The sequence below is a fragment of the Sandaracinobacter sp. genome, from assembly GCF_041909755.1.
Classification (GTDB): Bacteria; Pseudomonadota; Alphaproteobacteria; order Sphingomonadales; family Sphingomonadaceae; genus Sandaracinobacteroides.
On record NZ_JAYRCW010000123.1, the window covers coordinates 1 to 6,311 of the forward strand.

Genomic DNA, 6,311 nt, shown 5'->3' on the forward strand with positions numbered 1-6,311 from the left:
CCATTGGGGTAGGCAATGGCGGTGGTAACGAAATAACGGCTCATCTCTTGTCCTGGATGCGGCCCGCGCGGGCGATTCCTAGATGCGCCCGGCCCGGGCGACGATATCGGCCAGCGCCATTGCCACCTGTGCCCGGTCATAGGCAAGGCGCACGGCATCGCGGGCAAGGCCCTCGGCCTCGGCATGCAGGTCCAGCAGGCGCGGATCCGGGTTTCGGCGCGCGGCCAGCGCAAGCCGCTGCGGCACCAGCGCCAGCAGCGCCTGCAACTTCGGCCCGGCCGCCTGCGGCTGCACGCTGCGCGCAAGGGCGGCCGCGTCGCCGCCCGCGGCAATGCGGTCCAGCGCCTTGTCCAGCCCGGCAATATCCGCCCCGGCAAAGGCCACGACAGAGCCGGGGGCGCCACGCGCCAGCGCCACCATCGAATCCACTTCGGCCGCGCCAAAGCCATTGTCGCCGCCGTCCAGCACCTGGCGGACTTCGGCATCCGCCAGCGGGAACAGCCGCAGCATCCGGCAACGGGAACGGATGGTGGGCAGCAGCCGCGCCGGCGCATGGCTGACCAGCAGATAGACCGTTTTCTGCCTCGGCTCCTCAAGTTCCTTCAGGAACGCATTGGCAGTATTCGGATTCATGTCGTCGATGGAATCCACGATCAGCGTCCGCCAACCGGCAATCGCCGGATAGCTGTGCAGGAAATCGGCAAGCGCCCGCACCTGATCGATCACGATGGATTCGGTGGCGCTGCCCTTCCCTTCCAGGGGCGGCGTCAGGATGCGGTGATCCGGGTGCGATCCGGCAGCCACCAGCTGCGCGGCAGGATCGTCCGCCGGCGTGTCGCCCGGTCCCGTTCCGCCGCTCAGCAGCTTCAGCGCCGCCCAGTCGGCAAAGGCCCGCTTGCCGATCCCCTTCGGCCCGGCCAGCAGCCAGGCATGGTGCAGCCGCCCCGAACCAAGGGCATCCAGGAACATCTGGCGGGGCTGGGCGTGGCCGATCAGCATCGGGCCTGCCGTCGCATTCCGGCGCGGGTTTGCCAAGCCGGTGATTGCGGGATACATCCTGTGGTATCCCCGGGGGGCCGCTGATGCGCGGCTGAGAGGGAAGCTGCAGCTTCCGACCCGCTGAACCTGATCCGGCTGACACCGGCGGAGGGAGGGAGCGGCAAAGCGAGTGGCCCGCCTTCCATCCGAACCACTGGAGGAGTGCACATGGCCGACATCCCGTCGCATCTGGAAACCGCATCCGTCACGACCGGGCCGCTCCCGGCCTCCCGGAAGATTCATGTGGCGGGGCTGCTTCACCCCGAAATCCGCGTCCCGCTGCGCGAAATCGCGCTGGAACCCAGCGCGAACGAACCCCCGGTCCGCGTCTACGACACGACAGGCCCCTACACCGACCCGAAGGTCGCCATCGACATCAACGCCGGCCTCCCCAGGCTGAGGGAGCGGTGGATCGAAGCGCGCGGCGACGTGGAACGCTATGAAGGCCGGCAGGTTCGCCCCGAAGACAATGGCCTGTCCCGCGCCGGCGCGCGCGAGGTGAAGCCCTTCCCCGCCCCCAACATGCGCCCGTTCCGCGCGCTGCCGGGCAAGGCCGTATCCCAGATGGCCTATGCGAAGGCCGGCATCATCACGCCCGAAATGGAATATGTCGCGATCCGGGAAAACCTGGGCCGGGCAGAAGCGCTGAACAAGGCCCGCGACGGCGAGAGCTTCGGCGCCGCCATCCCCGATTTCGTCACGCCGGAATTCGTCCGCGAGGAAATCGCGCGCGGCCGCGCCATCATCCCGGCCAACATCAACCACCCGGAGCTGGAGCCGATGATCATCGGCCGCAACTTCCTGGTGAAGATCAACGCGAACATCGGCAACTCGGCCGTCGCCTCCTCCGTGGCTGAGGAAGTGGAAAAGATGGTGTGGGCGATCCGCTGGGGCGCCGACACGGTGATGGACCTGTCCACCGGCCGCAACATCCACGACACGCGCGAATGGATCCTCCGGAACTCCCCCGTGCCGATCGGCACCGTGCCCATCTATCAGGCGCTGGAAAAGGTGGGCGGCGTGGCCGAAGACCTGACCTGGGAGATCTTCCGCGACACGCTGATCGAGCAGGCCGAACAGGGCGTGGACTACTTCACCATTCACGCAGGCGTTCGACTTCCCTATATTCCGCTGACTGCAAAGCGGGTTACGGGCATTGTTTCGCGCGGCGGATCAATTCTCGCCAAATGGTGCCTCGCCCACCACAAAGAGAATTTCCTCTACACCCACTTCGCAGAGATCTGCGAAATCATGCGCGCCTATGACATCAGCTTCAGCCTGGGCGATGGCCTGCGCCCCGGCTCCATCGCTGACGCAAACGACGAAGCCCAGTTCGCGGAACTGCACACGCTGGGCGAGCTAACGAAGATCGCCTGGGACATGGACTGCCAGGTGATGATCGAAGGCCCCGGCCATGTGCCGATGCACAAGATCAAGGTGAACATGGACAAGCAGCTGGAGGCCTGCGGCGAGGCGCCCTTCTACACGCTCGGGCCGCTCACCACCGACATTGCGCCCGGCTATGACCATATCACCTCGGGCATCGGCGCGGCGATGATCGGCTGGTTCGGCACGGCGATGCTTTGCTACGTGACGCCCAAGGAGCATCTGGGCCTGCCCGACCGCGACGATGTGAAGGTGGGCGTCATCACCTACAAGCTGGCCGCCCACGCCGCCGACCTCGCCAAGGGTCATCCCGCCGCCCAGCTGCGCGACGATGCCCTGTCCCGCGCGCGCTTCGAATTCCGCTGGCGCGATCAGTTCAACCTCAGCCTCGATCCGGAAACGGCGGAGAAATTCCACGACGCAACGCTTCCGGCCGAAGGCGCGAAGACCGCGCATTTCTGCTCCATGTGCGGGCCGAAATTCTGCAGCATGAAGATCACGCAGGAAGTGCGCGATTTCGCCATGAAACAGAACCAGCCCGCCGATGGCTTCCTGGCCGCCGAAGCCGCCGAGCAGGGCATGGCGGAGATGAGCGAGACCTTCCGCGCGAAGGGTGGCGAGATCTATCTGCCGGCTGTCGAATAGGATCGGCCAGGGCCGCGCCGGGCCACCCGCCCGGCGCGGCTTGCCCCTTGCCCGCCCCTCGGGTTAACCTTCCCGGCGAGAGGGCATTACAGGGGCAGATACCATGAAGCGCATCCATGCCGCCGCCGCGATCTCGGTCGTGGCTCTGGCCGCCGGGCCGGTCACCTCCCAATCGCAGAAGGTCACGCCACCCAAGACGGTCTATTGGCTGTCCGCCTCCACGCAGGCCGGGTTCGGCATTCCCGGCGCCGCGCCCTCCTCTGCCGACATGATGCGGATGGCGATGGGCGGGGGCGGCGGCGGGCCGCTGAAGATGCTGCTGCTGGACATGGGCTCGAAGCTGCCGCCCGCATCCGGCGCGGCAACGGCGGATCACGCCATTCCGCCGGTGATGAACATGGGGGCCACGCTTCCCCTGCGCGCCCCGCGCAAGAGCCAGCCCGGCACCCACGATGATGAGTTCGAGCGGCCGAAGGGCAAGCTGCTGCTGTTCTGGGGCTGCGGGGAAAATGCCCGGCCCGGCCAGCCCGTCGTCATCGATTTCGCGAAGGTCGCCGCCGGGGAAGTTCCGGCCGGCCTGTTCGGCGGTGAACGTGTGCGCATCAGTCGCCCGCCCAGCCCCGGCACCTGGCCGACGTTCGTCGACTGGCCGAATGCGGACAAGGCCAACGGCTCGCGGCAGGTGCCCTCGAACGCCTCCCTTGTGGGCGCGCACAGCGTGACGGGCAATTTCGCGCCGCCCATGCAGTTCAGCCTTCAGCAAGATTTCATGGCCGGCGTCACCGTCCGGCAGGCGGCGCTCCCCTCTGGCGCGGTCACCCTCAGCTGGAACAGCGTGCCCGGCGCCACCGGGCACTTCGCCCAGCTGATGAGCGGCAAGGACGAAGGCGGCGCGCCGACCGTGGTGTTCTGGTCCTCCTCCGAGGTGCAGACGTTCCTCTCCGGCCTTTCTGATTTCATCTCGCCGTCGGAAGCCGCGCGGCTGGTGGGCAAGAAACAGCTGATGCCGCCCGCGCAGACCAGCTGCGCCATCCCGAAGGAAGCCATCAAGGCGGCGAACCAGGGCCTGATCCTGCTGACCTCGCACGGGCCGGAACAGAATATCATCCACCCGCCCCGGCCAAAGGACCCGAAGGTGGACTGGGTGCAGGAATGGCATGTGAAGGCGCGCTTCGCATCCCGGTCAGGCGCGATCCTGGGCATGGACGAAATACCCGGCGCAGGCGCGCAGGCCACGGCCAGCGGCAAGCCGAAATGCAAGCCCGATGCCGCGACAGAGGCCGGAAAGGCGGCCGGCGGCGGGATCGGCGGCAGCCTGGGCCGGGCAATGGGCGGCGCGCTGGGCGGCCTGATGGGCGGCAAGAAGAAGAAGGAGGCGGAACAGGCGGATTGCGAACCCTGAGCAGCCGCCTTTCCCGCCCGCCGCCGCCTGTGCTAGCCCAGCATCATGGCTGATGCAGATGCTTCGACCGGCCCCGCGCCGGCCCCGCACCACCCGCCACGGCCCCTGCGCAAGCTGAAGGCCTGGCACCGCCGAACCATCGTCAGCGAGGTGGACCACCCGACCGTGCTGGAACGGGTCCATGGCGACTCCCGCTGGTCTGGCCGCTATGCCTTCATGATCGCGATGTCCGCCGGCATCGCGATCCTGGGCCTGCTGCTGTCGTCTCCGGCGGTGATCATCGGCGCCATGCTGATTTCACCGCTGATGGGGCCGATCATCGGCCTTGGCTTCGCACTTGCAACCTTCGATTGGCACGAGGTCCGCGCCAGCTTGCTGGCGCTTCTGGCCGGCACGGTGCTGGCCGTCGCCTTCACGGCCGGCATCGTGCTGCTTTCCCCCCTGCAGGACATCACACCGGAAATCCTGGCCCGCACCCGCCCCAACCTGTTCGACCTGCTGGTGGCTGTCTTTTCCGCGCTTGCGGGCGGCTATGCCACCGTTCGGGGCCGCGGCGAAACCATCGTGGGCGTGGCGATCGCCACTGCGCTGATGCCGCCGCTGGCCGTCGTGGGCTTCGGCCTCGCAACCGGAAACAGCCTGATCTTCACTGGCGCCTTCACCCTGTTCCTCACCAACTTCATCGCGATATCGCTGTCGGCCACCCTGATCGCGCGCTTCTATGGTTTCGGATCCGATCTGTCGCCGCGGCAATCCCGGGCGCAGGCGATGGCGCTGCTTCTGGTGCTGGCGGCGCTGGCCATCCCGCTGGCTCTGGCGCTGAAGCAGATCGCCTGGGAAGCGTGGGCCACGCGCACCGCCCGCCGGGCCGTGCAGGCCGAGTTCGGGGAGGCGAGCCGCATCGCCAGCCTTGACCCGACATTCGGCGGCAACCGCGTCACCATTCGCGCCACCGTGTTCACCGATCGGCTGCATGACAAGGCGGATCCCGATCTCGAACGGCGCCTCTCCGCCTCGCTGGGGGTGCCGGTCAGCCTGCAACTCAGCCAGATCCTGGTGAACCAGGGCGGCGGGCAGCGCGCCGCGCTGGAGCGGGCGCAGGCGACCGCTGCGACGACGGCGCAGGATGAACGTCTGGCCCGCGCGGACATGGCGGCGCGGCTTGCGCTCGTCGCCAATGTGTCGGTCGAGGCGGTAACGGTCGATCCCGTGTCGCGGATCGCCACCGCCCGGGCGGAACCCGGCCGGTCTTTGGTGGACATGATGCAATCCGAAGCCCGGCTTCGGGAGGATTCACCCGGCTGGACGGTTCGCATCCTCCCCCCCGCCGGCCCCCTGCCCGACTTGCCGGTTCCGGCCGACGGCCTGACGGAGGCGGATGCGCCTGCACTCGACGCCATGGCCTGGGCGCTTGCCGGCCACGGCACGAACAGCGCCCGCGTCACGCCGCGCCGCCTGACACGCGAACCGCTCGCCCGCGCGATCGCGCGCGGCCAGGCTGTCGCGGCCGCGCTGGAAAGCCGGGGCATCCTGGTGGAGATCGCGCCCCCATCCGCAGCGGATGCGGGGCTGGAACGGGATTCAGGGCTGGATGCCGCACGCAGCGTCCGCATCGAGGCGCTGGCCCCGGCTGCCCCGGCGCCCGTGCCTGAACAGGCAGCAGAAAGGCCCGTCGCCGCAGGGTGACGGGCCTTCCGATTTGGTCGTCAGGGATCGCCGGTCAGGCGACCCGATCAGGCGGCGCCCCGTCAGGCGGCCTTGTCGGCCCGCAGCAGTTGAACGGGCGGCTTCAGCCCCTTCACCACTTCGCCGTCGATGGAGACTTCCTCCACCGTGTCCA

4 protein-coding genes and 1 riboswitch are annotated in these 6,311 nt (G+C 68.3%); of the genes, 3 read left to right on the plus strand and 1 reads right to left on the minus strand.

The window, feature by feature from the left end; all coding sequences use genetic code 11:
* Nucleotides 1–78 precede the first annotated feature (78 nt).
* Complete coding sequence (locus ACE3O8_RS12515) at nt 79–999, minus strand: DNA polymerase III subunit delta' (RefSeq protein ID WP_374390239.1); 921 nt, start codon at nt 997–999, stop codon at nt 79–81.
* A 60-nt stretch (nt 1,000–1,059) separates the two neighbouring features.
* Nucleotides 1,060–1,169: riboswitch (TPP riboswitch) on the plus strand.
* A 37-nt stretch (nt 1,170–1,206) separates the two neighbouring features.
* Between ACE3O8_RS12515 and thiC the strand changes: the two genes are divergently transcribed.
* The 3 genes from thiC (at nt 1,207) to ACE3O8_RS12530 (ending at nt 6,157) form a co-directional block, all read left to right on the plus strand.
* A complete protein-coding gene (gene thiC / locus ACE3O8_RS12520; protein ID WP_374390241.1) occupies nt 1,207–3,069 on the plus strand; it encodes a phosphomethylpyrimidine synthase ThiC in 1,863 nt (620 codons plus the stop codon).
* Between the two features lie 103 nt (nt 3,070–3,172).
* A complete protein-coding gene (locus ACE3O8_RS12525; protein WP_374390243.1) occupies nt 3,173–4,471 on the plus strand; it encodes a hypothetical protein in 1,299 nt (432 codons plus the stop codon).
* A 45-nt stretch (nt 4,472–4,516) separates the two neighbouring features.
* The gene (locus tag ACE3O8_RS12530; RefSeq protein ID WP_374390245.1) at nt 4,517–6,157 is read left to right on the plus strand and encodes a DUF389 domain-containing protein; all 1,641 of its coding nucleotides are present in this window, start codon (nt 4,517–4,519) and stop codon (nt 6,155–6,157) included.
* Nucleotides 6,158–6,311: the final 154 nt, after the last annotated feature.

What these genes read in the sequence shown, in the direction of transcription:
- thiC (WP_374390241.1), top strand. Translation starts at nt 1,207, where the DNA reads ATGGCCGACATCCCGTCGCATCTGGAAACCGCATCCGTCACGACCGGG.
- ACE3O8_RS12530 (WP_374390245.1), top strand. Translation starts at nt 4,517, where the DNA reads ATGGCTGATGCAGATGCTTCGACCGGCCCCGCGCCGGCCCCGCACCAC.
- ACE3O8_RS12525 (WP_374390243.1), top strand. Translation starts at nt 3,173, where the DNA reads ATGAAGCGCATCCATGCCGCCGCCGCGATCTCGGTCGTGGCTCTGGCC.
- ACE3O8_RS12515 (WP_374390239.1), bottom strand. Translation starts at nt 999, where the DNA reads ATGCTGATCGGCCACGCCCAGCCCCGCCAGATGTTCCTGGATGCCCTT.